1 protein-coding gene is annotated in these 16,427 nt (G+C 71.0%); it reads right to left on the bottom strand.

Features of this window, described 5'->3' with window-relative positions; translation table 11 throughout:
* On the bottom strand, positions 1-16,414 hold a 16,414-nt coding region (locus RJ05_RS04080; protein WP_036533264.1), incomplete at its 3' end, for a toxin glutamine deamidase domain-containing protein.
* Positions 16,415-16,427 lie beyond the last annotated feature (13 nt).

The following is a 16,427-nucleotide window of genomic DNA, read 5'->3' as shown; positions in this document are numbered from 1 at the left end:
CGGTGACGGTGTCGGCCAGCCGCGCGCCCGCGAGGTCGCCGTCGCCGATCCCGTACCGGCGGGCCAGCTCGGCGGCGACGTCGGCGATCGGATTCACCCGCGGCATCAGCACATTGCCACTACGCGCTGCTCCCTCGCCCGGCAGCTCGGGCGGATGCCCGGCCCCCGCTTCCTCCGGCGGGAACCACAACCCTGGCTCGTCGGGCGCCGGATGGGTGAAGTCCTGCGGGTACCGCATCGGCCGCAGCGGACCCGACTCCGCATGCAACGCGGCATCCAGGAACCCGTGCACGTCGGCCAACTCGGCCAGCTCGGCGAGCGCAGCCAACGGATCGGGATGCCCCGTCAGCCGCTCCCCCAACCCGAGCAGCTCCGCCAACCGAGCCACATACCCGCGTTCGCGGTCCGACAGTTGCACCGGATCGGCCTGATCCCGCAGCGCGACCTCCCGAAGGAAATCGATCACATCGGCAAACGGGCGTTCCGCCCAGTTCTGTTCAGCCGCACCGCCTTCCGTCTCGTCGGCGCGGCTCGCCAGATCGGCGGACGTCGTACCCGCCTCCCCCACGCCCGCACCCGGCTCCCCGGCCGACGACTGCGCAGGGTGCTGAGCCGTGCCCGGCCCCTGCACCGGCGCATGCGTTGCGCCCGGAACCGCGGGATCTCCAGACTGGGCAGGTAGTTGCGGCTCCGAAGGTTGCGGAGGCTGCGTCGGCACCGGCGGGTGCGACGGCCGAGGTGGTTCCGAGGGCACCGGCGGCTCCACCGGAACAGAGGGCTCGGACGGCATCGGAAGCGCGACAGGCTGCGGGGGCTCCGAAGGCATCGGTGGATGCGACGGCATCGGAGGCACCGGCGGTTCCGAGGGCATCGGGGGTACCGGCGGTTCCGAGGGCATCGGGGGTACCGGCGGTTCCGAGGGCATCGGGGGTACCGGCGGTTCCGAGGGCATCGGGGGTACCGGCGGACCAGGCGGCTGCGACGGCATCGGTGGATGCGAAGGCTGCGGCGGCACCGCTGGGCCCGGGGGCTCCGAGGGCATCGGCGGTTGCGGAGGCACGGGAGCCGGGGGCTTCGGGGGTTCGGCGGTGCCCGGGGTTTGCGGTCGGCGGGGGGCGCCGGGGCCAGCCGGGGACGAACCCGGGCCCTCCGGGGGCTGTGGGCCTTCGGGTGCGGCGGGGGGCTCGGGGGGCGTGTCGGGGTCCTCGGGCAGCGGATGGATGGCGGTGTCGCGCAACCACTGCACACGGTCGGCAGACATACGGGCAGACCACTCGGCCTGGTCGGCGCGCAGCGCCGCCCAGCGATCGGACGGGTTCGCATCGGCAAGACCGCGTAGGAACGCGGCGTGTTCGGCCGCCATCCTGGCTTCCCACTCGGCCTGGATGATCTGCTGCTGCTCGTACCACGGGGACGGCAGGCGTCCGGGGGCATCGCTTCGGGTGGGATCGTCGGCCCCGCCGGGCTCGCGTGCCGAATCCCGAGCACCGGAATCACCCGGCTCACCCGGACCACGCTCGGAACCGGCACGGCCCGAATCACCCGAACTGGACTCGCCGAGACCGCGCTCCGAGCCGGCATCCTCCGGCTCACCCGGACCATGCTGGGAATCGGCAAGGCCCGCATCACCCGGGCCGCGCCCTGACCCGGCGCCATCCGAATCACCAGGACCGGGCTCGCTCGGCTCGCCCGGCGTCGGCGGAGCCTTCGGCGGGCCGCCGGGAGGCACGTTGCCGCCGGCCGCTGCCGCGACGGGGTCGGAGCCCGAATTGTCTACGGGCGCAGCGGCTCCCGGTTCCGCGCCGGGCTGATCTGCGCGCGGGTTCGGCGCGCCGCTCGCCTCGTTCTGCGCCTCGCGCATGGCCCGGTAGAACTCATCGGCGAGCCGTGCGAGGTCGTGGATGCGTTCGGCACGGTTGCGCACTTCGCCGCGCAGGGCGGCGAGTTCGGCGGCCAGTTTCTCGGGGCTGAGGCCTTCGTGCTTTTCGATGCGGCCGTCGCGGTAGGCCTCGTAGACCTTGCGGAAGGTGGCGTCGTCGGCGTCGGCGAGGTCGACGCCGACGATGCGGGCCCAATCGCGGTTGGGTGTGGGGCGACGAGTGGGATCGTCGCTGGGCAACGGGCCGGTGTCGGAGCGGCGGGCGGCGTCGGCGACGGCGCGCGCGAAATCGTCGGCCCCGCGGGCCCGCACCGCATCGGCGATGATGTCGCGCAGCGCGGTCATCGAATCCCGGTCGTGCATCGGGTATCTGCCATCGATGACGCGCGGGTCGCGACTGTGGTCGCCGCGCGCCACGGCGGCATACGGGTCGAGCTCCAGTAGTGCGTTCGCGTATTCGGTGAGCGCCTCACGCACCAGCTCGCCCTGCCCGCGCGCCTCCAGATCACGGATCACGGTCGTGAGCTTCGCCGGTGACATTCCGGTGGGGTCGACGGCGAACTTGCGGCCCTGGCCGGGCACATCGACCCGGCCGGGCGGCATCAGCGCGGCGTGCTTCAGCGAAACCCCGGCCCGCTCGGCGAATTTCGCCTTGGTCAGCGCACGCGCCACGGAGTCGGAGACGAGGCGTTCGGCCAGCCGGTTGCGGGCGGCGTCGACGGCTGCCGGGTCGATCTCACGCAACTGCCTGGCGTAACCGGCGAGGTCGGTGACCTGCTGTGCGCGCAGGCCGCGCCGCTGGGAGGTATCGCTGAGCGCGTCACCCATGGTCTCGCCGGTGAGCTCGATCTGCGGGATGCCGAGCCTGGTGGCGAGCCTGCTGCGCGCATCACCGACCTCATGGAAGGTCTGGATGTCGTTGGCAGAACGGGTGAAATCGGTGAGGCCTTCGATCTGCGCGGCCCGCACCGCATTGTCGAGCAACTGGTCGGCGACGGTCTGATCGATCATGTCGGGATGCACGTCGGCCGGGCCGAGCCCGAGCTCGTGCATCACCCGGATGAGGTCGGCGAGGATTTCCTCGCGCGGCCGGGGCGCGGTGGTCGCCGGGTCGGTGGCGGACGCCGGATCCGACACGGGGATCGGACGCCACGGGCCGTCGCCCTCACGGATCAGGGTCACCGACAGTTCGCGGCCGTCGACGGTCTCCTGCCGGTGCAGCACCTGCGGGGTGTCGACGGGATCGAGGTGGGTGCGCCCGGCCCAATCGGTGTGCGCGACCCGGTAATCCACGGTCAGCCGGCCATCGCCGAGGTCACGGACGAGCTGCGGGTCGGAGGCCAGCGCATCCGCGAGTGCCTGGTGCCTGCCGCGCGCGCCGTCGACGACGATCAACCGGTCCGGCCCGTCCGGCTCCGGAATGCGCACGACCTGATCGCCGATCGCCTCGCCGACGAGGTCGCCGTCGCCGGTGTCCGGATAACGCTGCCGCGCGATCTCGGCGAATTCGGCGACCCGATCCGACCGTGCGACGTTGGCGTCGCGCAACTCGGTCACGATGCTGTCGATCATGTCCCGGGTGAGTTGACGCACGTCGAGGTCGCGCATGGCCGCCCAGGTGGCCAGTTCGTCGCGCAGCTGATCGCGGCGCAGCGCGTGTTCGAAGAATTGGCGCAGGCCCTGGTCGCGGCCGAGTTCGTCGCCCTCGCCCCATTCCGGCAGCGGGTCGGCGCCGTTGCCGATCGGCACGGTGTCCAGCAGGCCGAGATGGTGGCCGAAGGCCGCGATGATCTCGTTGCGGAACCGGCCCATCGGGTTCTGGTCGAGGAAGCTGACCCAATCCCCGAAGGGCACGGCGCGGCCCGCGGGGTCGGGTTCGGCGAAGCGATTCGGGCGGGGTGCGTCGTCGATCAGCTCGTCGTCGGCGTCGCGGTCGGGCCCATCCAGCTGGTCCGGGCCGCGGCCACGGTCGAGTCCGGCCCGATCCGGCCCGGTTTCCGGTGGACGGGTCCCGTCCCAATCGGCGTGCGTGAACGGCAGCGTCTGTTCCTCATGGAAGCGCTGGGCCGCGGCGGCGAGTCCCTCGATCGCGGCGGCGGCCCGCACGACGCGGTACTGGTGCTCGTCGATGAGCTCACGCAGGGTCTGCAAGCTCTCGTCGGGCAGGTCGGCGCCGAGCAGGCGCTGCGCCGCGTCGGCCAGCGATTCCCCTTCCGGTGGCGGACCGGCCGGTTCGGGGGGCCGGGTGCCGGCCGGCGGTTCGTCGGCCAGCCGATCGGCTTCCTCGGCGGTGACGAGGTCGCGTTCGAGCAGCGCGTCGATGATCCGTTGCCGCTGTTCGGTATCCGCGCCGGGGAAAGCGTCCAGCAAGGCCTGCCTGGCGTCTTCCGGCGTGATCCGCTGAACGTCGTGATCGGAGACGATCTGCTCGCGCACGAGATCCGGGTCGGCATCGGAGTTCCAGGGCCGGTACTCCTCGCCGTCGGCGGTGCGCATCGGCAGATGCTCGCCTGCGGTGCCGCGCATGCGCCCGGACAGCTCGCCGAGGATCGGGATCATCTCCCGGTTCTGGATCCAGATCGGCGCTTGCTGGGCGATGCGCAGCAGCGTGGGATCGGGCTGGCCCGCGTCCGGTGGCGCCTCGATGCGGGGCACGTCAGACGGCGGTGCGGGCGGTGGCGCCGGCGGCGGCGGGCCGACCAGATCCGGGATACCCGCGACACCGTCACGCAGGGCGGCCTGGCCTGCCGAATCACCGACCGGCGACCCGGACGGGTACTTGGGTTGCGGTTCGCGTCCGGGCATCATCTCCCGGACCGCATCCCATTCCCGGCGCAGCGGCGACCGGGTGTCGGCGGCTTCGGGTTCGTCCGGCTCCGGAACGACGCGCCACCGGTCCGGCCCGTCTTCGCGCACCGGCACCTCGACCTGCTGACCGTCGACCTCGATGGTGACCTTGGGAGGCGGTTCCACCGAGTCCGGTGTGATCGGTCCTTCGGCCGAATCCGCTTGGGCGCCTGCCTCATCAGAGTCGCGACCGGCGGATTTGTCCGGTTCCGCCGGGTCACCGTCGACCGCCATCCGATCCGGCGTGGACGGCGCAGGGGTATCGGTGGGCGCGGGATCACGGGCCGCATCGACCAGCAGCTCGTACAAGATGCGCACCGGCGTATTGGCCTCGTCCGCACCGCCGACGAGGTATTCGGCCAGCGCCTCCGCCAAGGCCTCCCCCGGGCGCAACATCCCGTCCGCGTCGAGGCTGTAGCCGCTGAGCTGACGCAGCCATTCGCCGAAATCGCCGTCCGGATCGGCTTTCGCACGCGCGAGCAGTTCGGATTCGGCGGTATCGCGGGCCACCAGGTTGCCCGCGTAGTCGAGCGCGTGACCGAACTCGTGCACGGCGACGTAGTAGACCGGGCGGCGCAGCATAGTCGAGGTGAACTGCCCGTTGTCGACGCCGTTTCGCGTCGCGTCGAGGAATGCGTGGGCGCTGCACGCGTCGTCGTAGCTGAGCGTGATGGACGTGACGTGCCAGGGGTCGGTGCCGCGGTCGCGGATACCTTCGGTCTCGCCCAGCACCCCGATGCCCAGCCGCGCGATACCGACCGAGCGCACATCGACCTGCGGGAACCGCGCGAACATATCGACGAGACCGCGGGCGTAATCGCGCACGACGACCGCGTTGAGCCCGGGCAGATCGAAGCCGAAGATATCGAACTCCGGATTGCCGGTCACCTCGCGCAGGTGGTCGCGCAGCCGCTCACCGACCTGCTGCGGATCGAGATCGGACCACTCGTCGTCGTCGACGATGCCGAGCAGTTCGGCGTCCTGCGTGTAGGGCGTGTCGTCCTCGCCCGGCGGCCGCAACGGCTGGATCCCGTCGTGCGCCATCCGGTCGGATTCGCGGTCGGCCGCAGCGGATTCGGTGTCGCGGTCGCCGAGTCGATCCGCCGCGCCCTGATCGTCGCGTCCTGGCCGGGCGGCGACCCCGGTCGTCCGCTCGGCGGCCCCGACGAGCAGGTCGTAGGCCTGGCCCACCGCGTCGTCGACGTTGTCGCGCCCGTTGAGGACCACGTCGACGAACGCCTCCGCCAGCGCCTCGCCCGGGTCGAGCTGACCGGCCGCGTCGAAGCCGTAGCCGGTGAGCTGATCGTGCAACCAGTTGTCGTAGCCCTCGACCGTGCCCGTGCCGAGCCGGTTGGTGACGTAGTACTCGATCAGCGTGTCGTCGAGCATCACCCTGGCGGCCCGGTTGCCGGCGTAGTCGAGGGCATGGCCGAACTCGTGCGCCACGGCGGCATACACCGGGCGACTGAGCACCGACGGATGGAAACGGCCGGCGGCGACCCCGTCGGTCATCCACTGCCGCAGCAGGCTCGGGTCGGACGCGAACCGGGTGTTGAGTGTCATCGAGTCGGTGACCAGACCACCGGTGCCGCGGTCCTCGGCCGAGCGGGTCATGCCGACCAGGCCCGCCGCCATGTCCTCGATGCCGATGCGCCGCAGCTCGACCTGGGGGTATCGGGTCGCCAGATCGACCATGGCCCTGGCGTATTCGCGGGCGAACTCGGGATCGATTCCGGCCCGGTCGAAGCCGACCACCTCGAGATCGGGGTTGTCCAGGAGCGCACGCAGCTCGGATGCGAGGCGGTCACCGACTTCCGCCGGGGTGAGCGGCGTCCATTCATCGACGACGGGCGCGCGGTCTTCCCGGGTGCCTGGTTCCGGCTCGGTGTTCTCGGACCGATTACCCGATTCCGGTACCGGGTCACCGAGGCGGTCGGTGTTCGAATCACCATCGCGTCCGGAACGGAACGGCAGCCCGTCGATGAATTTGCCGAATCGACTGCGCGGCGGGCTGCGGTCGTACAGGTCGGCCGAACCGTCTTCGAGCACCTTGACGATCCGGGCGACCAGGCGTTCCCGGTCGGTGTCGGCCAGGCCTTCGAACAGCCGGTTGAGCGCTTGGCCGGAGCTGCCGTCCAGCGGTGGCGCCACTCGCCAACCGCCGCGGCCGTCGGGCGCGAGGTTGATGCTGGCAGGCATCGCCCCGATATCGAAGACCTGCAGCGAGTAATGCGATGGCGCGCCCGGCCGCCGTTCGGTCGGCATCGGAATCTCGCGCCGGGCCAGGCGGTTCACCACATCGCCCGGATGGGTCGGGTCCACTTCACCGTCGCGGAACGGGCGTTCGCCGACGCCTTCTCGCAACAGGGTGGGTCCGCGCCCGCCCGGGCGGTTCTTCGGCCGCGGCTTGAAGTTCTCCTGGCCCAGCTGCGCGAGCCATTCTCCGAGGCCGAGCGCGGTTCGGTTGTCCTGCCGCAGGCGCAGGTAGTGTGCCAGGATCTCGTCCCTGGCCTCGTAGCCGTGAGGGCGTCGGTAGGGCCCCTCGGCGGTGTAAGCGTTGACGGGCTTCCCCACCGGCTCGCCATCGGGGCCGCGGACCGCCCTCTTGTATTCCAGTGTGTGCGTGAGATCCCACAGCACATCGGTGTATTCGGGATACCTGGTGGCCAGCTCACGCAACGCGTCCACGTGACCGCCCGGTTCGGCGACGATGACCAGGCGTGGCGTGGTGTTCTCCGGCGTGGCCGGGTAGCGGGCGACGCTGTCGGTCAGGCGCTGCGGGTGCGGTTCCTCGTTGTATTCCAGGTCCAGTACGCGCCGCACGAGATCGGGATCACCGGTGTGGTCGGGGGTCGCATCGGCGGCGCCGGCGGGAGTGTCGAGCGAGGTCGAGTCGGTGGCGGGCTTGGCCGGGAAACCCCAGCCGGGGCCGTCGAGATCGCCCATGGACCGGATGACGTCGAGCAGGATCTCGGCCTTGTCCGCCCCGGTGCGATCGAGATAGCTCTCCAGCGCGTCGCGGCCGGCCCGCTGCGCCGCCTGCTCCGGTGGCGGACCGTCCGGGTTGCGCCGTAATGTCTTCTCGGCCTTGGCATACGCCTTGTCGTACGCCTTGGTATAGGCGTCCTCGGCGGGCCCGACCGGCACGTAGGTGCCCAATTCGCGCACCATCCGCAGGCTTTCGATCTCCGCGGCCAGCTGGTCGGCCAAGCGCGCATGGTCTGGATCGCTCTTCGCTGGGCGCGGTGTGCTGTCGGGTGCGCTGCCGGGGTCGATGCCGTGCGCGCGATCCCAGATCGCCCCGAAATGATCGCTGTGGCGAATGCCGTCGACCAGCGGTCCGAGCGTGTCCAGCTGTGTCCGCACCGCGCGCACGCCCGCCCGGTACGCCGCCCGGTGGTAGGCGGGGAAGGAGCGGACCACGCCTGATTTCCAGTACGCCTTCTCGGCCTGCTTCACCGCGTTCTGGTATGCGGCGACGAAGGCTCGTTCGAGCGCGGTGACACCGGGGCGCTTCAGATCGAACTTGCCGAGCGAATCGGCATCGGCGCGGAAGGACAGGGCGAGAGCTTCCGCGGCCCGGTCCAGCATCAGCTTCACGTATTCGTCGCGGCCGAGCGTCAGCTGCGGCAGCGGCTCACCGGCATCGGCGGCGAACAGTTCCGCGAGCCGGGCGCCGCGCACCAATTCCCGTGTCAGCTCGGCCGGATCGGCGCTGCGGTGCAGCACCACGGTGTTCGTGGCCGGGTCGTATCCCGCGATGGGGCCGAGATCGAGCCTGCCGTTCGGCTGCCTGCCGAGACCGGCATCCGGTTCGGTGCTGAACCGCACGTCCACCCCGAGCCGATCGAGAGTGTGCACCGCCCACTTGACCAGATCCGAGTTCCTCGGGTTGAACGTCAGGTCACGCAGCTGCGCGGCGGCGCGATCGCTCAGGGAATCGCCGGGGGCGCTGTCGAGTTCGGCATCGACCCGCACAACCGCGGCCTCTCGCTCACCCTCACCCCGAACAACCGCGCCACCGGGGTCGCCCTCACCCCGGACAACGACAGCATCGGATTCGGCAGATCGTGGTGGGGATGACTCGTCTGGGCGTACCGGGGCATCGCCGCGCTGGACATGCAATACACCCGTCGGGTCGCGATCCACCCGCAGCGGAGCGCGCGGACCATCGGTGCCGGTCAGGTCTCGGCGGACGAAGTCGGCGATCTCGTCGACCAGGCGTGCGCGGTCGGCGGTGGCGCTGATGTGCTGTTCGGTGAGTTCCGCGAGCACCCGCACGTCATCGGTCTCGCCGAGTTCGGGGTGACGGGTGAACTCCTCGAGGATCTCGGGCCGGGTATTCGGCAGCTCATCGCCGGACCGGCCCGCCGACGCGAGCAGCCTGTCGACCACCCGGTCCCAATCGGCTTCGATCCGCATCACCTCGCGCGTGGCCGCGGATTCGTCGCGCAGCAAGGCCGCGACCGCCCGCGCGGCCTCCGGCGAGGACGGCACATACTCGTCCATGCCCTCCGGCGAGCGGGGGCGCTGCTCCGCCTCCCATTGCGCGCCCGCGGTCTTCGTCGGCCCGGAGTCCGCGTCGGCCGAATCGAACATCGGGTGCGTGAGCAGGTGCGCGAGGCCGGCCTCGCGCGCGGCTACCGGAGAAGCGCCCTGGCGCAACGCATCCGCGTACGCATCGAGGTACGCCGACTCGAGGTCCGCGCGGACAGCCGCGTCCACAGCGTTTCGGATCGGGGCGGCATCGGGCTCGTGACCGGCGCGGCGCAATTCGTCCCGGAACTCGGCCGTCCGCGCGATCGCGTCGGCCTCGGCGCGGCGGTGGGCGTCGATGTGCTCGGCGCGGTCGAGTCCACGGATGCGCGCCGGAATCGTCTCGAGCCGGCCCGCCACCACGGCATCGGTCAGCGCCGCGGCCCGCACCAGCGCTGCCGCCTGCGCGACCAGATCGCGTTCGCGGGTGCCGACGAAGACTTCCATCGTCCGCCCGTCGAAGGCATCGGGCAGGGCGGGCCCCGCGCCGGGCTCCTCGAAACGGATCATCACATCGGCCGCACGCAACGTCGCGAGCGCGGCCCGGCCGGTCTCGGTGCGGGCCAGCAGTTGCCGCACTTCGGCCTGAGCCGGATCAACCGGATGAATCAGCCAGCCGTCCGGTTGACCGGCGCCGTCCCGGACGAGGTCGTACGGATCGGCGGGGCCCGGGTCGGTTACAGCTCGAAGGTCCCCTGCTCCGGCCAGGTCCCCTCCGGGCTCCGATGCGCCGTCGCCCAGGCCTTCGCCCGCGCGCACACCGGATGGATCGCCGGGGCGTCCGTCCGGCTGCGCAGCGTGTGCTTGTCGATCGTCAGCCGGTGTTCCAGCGTCGGATCGTCCGTCGACTGCGCCCGCGCCAGGTACTCGATCTCGTTGCGGTCCTCGCGGATCCGCCGCATCGTCGCCTGCCACCGGGTCGGATGGATCTGCCGGGCCCGGATCGGCTGCCCGGTCTCGATCGCCTGGTCGAACATCTGCCCGATCACCGCCGGCGGCAGGCTCGGATGCTCGGTCACCACGCCCGTCCGGGAGTTCACCACGTAGTTCCCCAGGCCGATCCCCTGCCCCGAGGACAGTATCGGCCGGCACACCCACCCGTGCCTGGCGCGATGGATCCGGAACTGCCTGCCCGGGAAGATCTCCGCCAGATAGCGTTCCACTTGCTGCCTGGTCTGGAGTCGATCCATCCTCGTGCTCCTGCTTCGGTTGCGACTGGTCCGCCGGTGCGGCGAAGTCTGCCGGTAGGTCGATGTAGAGCATCGCCGCGCTGTTGTCGACGAGCAGGCTCGGCGGCGTATCGGAGGTCCTGCCGTGCTGCGGATCCCACCACACCGGTCCATCCGCGCCCAGTGGATACACCACGAGCGTGACATGTCCGTTGTCGTAGACGGGTTTGCCGTCGTCGGTGAACAGCTTCTGGCCGGTGTCCGGATCGGTGGCGTGCCAGTGGTTGGCCACCACCGCGGCCGAACCCGGTCCCAGCGAGTCGATGTACTGGTGCAACCCCTGGAACTGCACCGGGATCGGCACACTCGAATTCTGCCGCCATTCCCGGCCCAGCCACTCGGCGATTCGCTGATCGCCGTCGGGTTCACCGCCGAGTTCGGTGATGGGCACGTCCGCGAAGGCCTCGGTCAGCCATCGCGGGAAAGCCACCTGCGGATCGCCGAAGAACGAGGCCAATGCCGCCAGCACACAGTCGACACAGTTGGTGGAACGACCGAGGACCTCGGGGCCGCCATCGTTGATCAGCCGGCCGTAATCGTTGCTGCGGGGGTCGGCCCCGATCGAGAACCGGTCACCATCGCGCAACGCGTCCTGCACGCGGGCCTGGTGCACCGGATCTTCGAGCACATCGAGATAGTTCGGGGCGATCTCCCGGGTCGCGGCCAACCCGTCGAGCCTGGACGGGGTATTCGCCGCGGCGATGTCATTGCTCAGCTGACCCAGGTCCGCGTCGCTGAAACCGAGACCCGAGCCGAGATTCGGATTGAGCGGGGCGAGCCCGAGATGGCGGCGCAGATCGTTGACGATCACGGCCGGGTCGTCGTCGGCGGTCCGGATGCCGGAGGCGGGCTCTTCGCCCGCCCGCACCCGGATATGGGCGGCGTCCGCGTCGGCCGTCGCGACGATGTCGACGAGCAGGGTGTCGCCGTTGCGCAGCCGCGAGCCGTTGTTGAGCAGGTCATCGACTGCGCGCTGCATATGGTCGGTGACCGCGCGCAGGCCTGCGGCGTCCAGCGTTGCGTCGGTATCGACGTGGACGCGCACCGTGGCGACCGTGACGGGCGAGCCGTCGTTGTGGAAGCGGGCCGCGTCGAACACGGGCGTGGAGCGATCGCCGGGGAGCCCGTTGGGCCCGAACTCCGGCCGCCGCACCGGAGTGGTCCGGTTGCCGTCGGGGGTTTGCTGCCGCAGGTCCTCCCGCAGTCGCCGGCTGTCGGAAGTGGGGTCCTCGGGGGTGCGTTCGCCGGCAGCGTCGCGAACGTCGTCGGCAGGATCGCGAACGTCGTCGGCAGGATCGCGAACGTCGTCGGTAGCGTCGCGCAGGTCGTCGGCAGGATCGAGCAGATCGTCGGCGAAGTCGCTGTCGTCGGGGCGGTCGCCGATGCGGGCTTCGCCGCCGAGAGCTCCCGCCGAGTCGTCCGGCGCCAACCGGCTCGCCTCGACCCCGCCGATGATGTCCATCGGCACCGGCTGCCCGTCGCGATTCAGGTCGAACCGGCGGATGGTCACCTCGCCGTGTTCGGAGGTGTGCGCGAGGTAGTACTCGATCTCCAGAGTGCCGTCACGATGGGCGCGTAGGAGCGCTTTCCGTGCCTCGATCAACGCATTGCCCGCGGGATCGCTGTCGAGAGCCCGCAGCTGCTCCGGGGAGGCCCGCAGCAAGGTTGCGAGGTTGGTGTCGATCGCCAGGGTGCGACGCAGGTACTCCGGTGAGCCCTGTTGCGCGCTCACGGTTTTCGATCCGCCCAGGGTCGAGCCGACGCCCTTGGCCTCGACCACCACCAGCTTCGGCGGCTTTCCACCGGTACCGGGTTGCAGTGCCGCGATATCGACGGTATTGGCCCCGTCGAACGCACCGGGGAACGGCGTCAGCTGCACCGCTCCGGGGCGCATTGCGGGATCCAATACGAACGCGGTGGCGCCGAGCTCGCCGAGCAGCTTGGAGGTGGCCACCATGTCCTGGCCGAGATCGTTGTACCGCTCGGCTTCCGCGCGCAGCTCGCCGAGCCGGATCAACTGCGCGATCCGCTCCGGCTCCGGAATGTCCCGGTCGCCGGCGATCCGGTTGATATGCCGCTGGATCTCCGCTTCCAGCTTCTTCGGCGCGAGATCGTGGATGTCGGTGATCCCGAACTCGCCCATATGCTGCTTGACCAGGGTGCCGAGCGCATCTCGCTGCGCCTGCAAGGCAATACGATCCGCCGACGCCTGCGCCAGACGATCCGCGATCGCCGCATCGGTGACCTGGTACGGAGTCGCGGGCCCTGGCTGCGCCTGGTACAGGTAGCCGTACGAGGTGCGCGGGTCGGGAATCCAGCGCTGGGCGTCACGCAGCTGGAAGTTCTTGTCCCGCCAGGTGTTCGGCGGATCATCGGTGTGGTGCCAGTTGCCGTCGCTGCCCCGGTACATCCCCTCCGGCACGGCGCGCAGCGGCGGTGTCTGGTTGCCGTCCCCGGCACCGACCCGCCGGTCGGCATCGAGCCCACCGGCGGCGGGCACCGTCTCGCCCAGCGGATGCAACGGATTGCCTTGTGCGTCATAGACGACGCCGTAGGTGCCGCGCACATCGCGCGGCAGCGTGGGCGGGAAACCCTCGACGCGACCCGCACCGGGATCGCCCACCATGATCGTGCCGTTCTCGTTGACCAGCGCATACGCGTGCGCGCCCACCCGGTACCGGTTGGTCGGCCCGGTGTAATCGTCCACCACAAGCGCCGCCGAACCGGGCCCGAGGACTAGCAACTGATCGGCGATGTCCTGATGCCCGTCAAACGGCCGCAACCGCCCACCCGCCGCCGCCTCGACCTCCGCCGCGGACATGCCTTCCGGCCCGACCGAATGCACCGGCGGGGTGATCGCACGGCTGCCGGTCAGTTCCCTGAGCAAGCGCAATGCCAGCTCAGCGCAGCGCCCGCGCCGTGCGGCGCCATCCCGAGTGCCGTTGTCATCGGAACGCGTCGCCGGCGTACCCGCTGAGTCGGCGGTCGGCGCGGCGTCGCGCGATCCGATACGGTTGATACCCGGGCCGTTGTCGCGACCGGCGACACCGCCTGCCGAGAGGTCCGGCGGCGGGATGACGAACATGGCGGGTGGGAGGGCGGAACCGTCCAGGTCGTCGGCGTCTGGGTCCGGGCGCCGCTGCGAGACAACGCCCTCCGACTGCGAGCTGCCGGTGTCGTCCCTGGCAGGCGATGCCCCCCGGTCAGCCCCGGGCTGCCGATCCCGAGGCCCTTGGCCGTCCTGGGCAGACCGCTCGGCGTCCCGATCAGGGCCCGGTCGGTCGTCACGCCCGACAGCGGCGTCATCGCGGGCGTCGCTGCTGTCGGACTGATCATCGCCGCGCCCTCGGTCACTCCCGGCCGGCAGGTCATTGCCGCGTCGGAGGTTCGCATCGCGCAGCTCGTCATCGCCCCGCCCACGGTCCGCGCCGACCGGCACGTCATCGCCCCGATCACGATCACCGCCCGCCGGCACGTCGTCGCCCCGCCCACGATCACCGCCGCCCAGCACGTCGTCACCGCGCCCACGGTGCACGCCACCCAACTCGCCATCGCCCCGCCCGCGATCACCGCCCGTCGGCACGTCGTCGCCCCGCCCGCGATCGCTACCGGCCAGCTCGCCGCCGCCCCGCCCACGGTCCGCGCCCGCCGACACGTCATCGCCGCGTCCGCGATCACCACCGACCGGAGCGTCATCGCCTCGCGCGAGATCAGCGCCGCCCAACTCCTCGTCGCCGCGGATCGGGACGACCAGGTCACCGGGATCTCGGTCCGCGCGGTCGGCGTCGGCGAGGCCGGGCAGGTCGTCGCCAGGGCGCGAGCCGGCTTGGATACCCGGCTGATGGTCGCCGAGGTTGGGGGTGGCGCGGTTGGTATCGGGCAAGCTCGCACGCGAATCTGCCACGGGCGCAGCGGCATCGGGAGCGCCTGCTCGCGGTTCGCTCCGCTCGTCGTCCGGAGTGAGCAGACCGGCGGTGTCGTTTGCGCGGTCCGGTCCTCCGCCGCTGGGAGTATCGCCGACGGGCAAGCGCCCATCGCCGCCCCGGGCCGGGCTCGACGCGCCCGCCCCACCTCGGGCATCGCCACTCGATGCGGTCGGCGACGAGCCCGGGGTCGCGTTCGCGGGAGGCGCACCCGCCGGAGGTGCGCCGGCAACCGGGGGTGGCGGGGCAACCGGAACCGCCCCACTCGCCGCGGCGTCTTCACCGGCCTCGCTGAGCCCGTCCATCCCCGTTTCGGGGCCGATGTGCAAAGGCACGCCGGGCATTCCGTGGTGGACGCCGATTCCGCTGTCACCGCCTGCACGCGAATCGGCTTGCAGGCCTTCGCCACGCGCTCCGTCCCCGCCGGGGGCCGCACCCGCCCGGCTTCCGTCGCGGTCACCGGCGTCGCCGGCGGATTCGCCACGGGAGGCATCGCCGGCCCGCGAGGCATCTCCGGCCCGGCTGTCGCTATCACCACGGTCGCCGACATCCCCGGCCCGGCTCTCACCAGCGCGCCCTTGGTCCCGGCCGCCCTCACCGGAGCGCGTATCGCCCCCGCTGTCGCCGCGCTGCTCGCCCTGGCTCGGTGGCGGTGCGGAACCGTCATCGACGCGACCGCCGTTACCCTGGGCAGGCGAGGTTCTGCCGCCGTCACCCTGATTTCCGGATTGGTTGCCGCCGTTGTTGTTTCCGCCCTGGTTAGCGCCGTTGTTACCGCCCTGGTTGGCCCCGGTTCCCCCCTGATTCGCACCCGAACCACCCTGATTCCCACCACCGGCGCCCGGCGTCCCGCCGCCGCCCGCTCCCGGCTGCCCGCCCGGCGTACCACCGGGGGTCCCCGGCCCGCCCGCACCGGAGCCGGGCGCCCCACCCGGCCCGAAGATCACCGCATCGACTCGCGACTGGAAACTCGGCTGGTTGAATAGATCCGGCCGGCGGTTGCTCCAGACCTGGTTCGCCCACGCCTTGTTCGCGCCACTCGCGGCGCCGTTGAACACACCGGCGGTGATCGCGCGCGGATCGAAATTGTTCAGGGCGTTGCCCAGGTTCTTCGTCGCGTCGTCCCAGCCGTCTTGCGCCCAATCGATGCCGAACTGGGTGCCGAGACTTGCCGCGTAACCCGCTGTCGCACCGGCCAAACCAGCCGTAGAACCGCTGATCAGACCGTTGACGATCGGGTTGACGCGCTGCGGCCGGACGATCGTCCCGTCGGGCAACCGCTGCGGCCCGAGCCAGTTACCCATCCGATGCGCCAGCGGCCCCGCCACCGCACCACCCACCGCGGAGGACACCGCGGTGACCGCCACCTGCTCCCAGTCGATCCCTTTACGGTTGCCCTGCCAGACCTGATACGCCTGGATACCGAGGTCCTGACCGGTGCCGATGACGGTGTCGATGGCGACGTGGCGCACCATGAACTGGAAGAACTTCTTGCGCGCCAGCGACAGGACCATATTGCGGATGGCGCGGGCGGCCGTCTGCCCGATGATCCGGATCGCGATCCGGGTGAGCGCGATCGCCGCCGCCTGGACCGCGGGCGCGGTGGGCGGAAAGATCCAGGCCGCGGCGAGTTCGGCCGCCAGCAGCACCAGCGACGAGATCACCATCAGCTTGGCGTATTCGATCTCGTTCGCCATATTGTCGGCGGACTCGCCCATGCTGTTGAGTCCCTCGATCAATTGCTCGAGCGACCCCTTGTCCTGCCCCTCGGTCGCGTAGAGCATCGAGTCGAAGGCCTTGGCGATGTCCTTCGGAGCTTCGCCGTCGGGGTAGGCGTTCAGCGACACCGTTTTGGCCGCGCGAACGTCGGCGATCACCTCTTGGATGGCCGCGGCCGCCGCACGCCAGTCGTCGGCTAGCGAGCGCATATCGTCCTCGTTGCCGTCCGGCCAGTCGGTGCCGGCCACCCAGCCGAGGACGGTGGGGAAATCGATCGCCATCGCGAGCCTGGGT

Source organism: Nocardia cyriacigeorgica NBRC 100375 (assembly GCF_000308555.1).
GTDB classification, from domain to species: Bacteria; Actinomycetota; Actinomycetes; order Mycobacteriales; family Mycobacteriaceae; genus Nocardia; species Nocardia cyriacigeorgica.
This window is presented reverse-complemented; position numbering and strand designations above follow the sequence as displayed.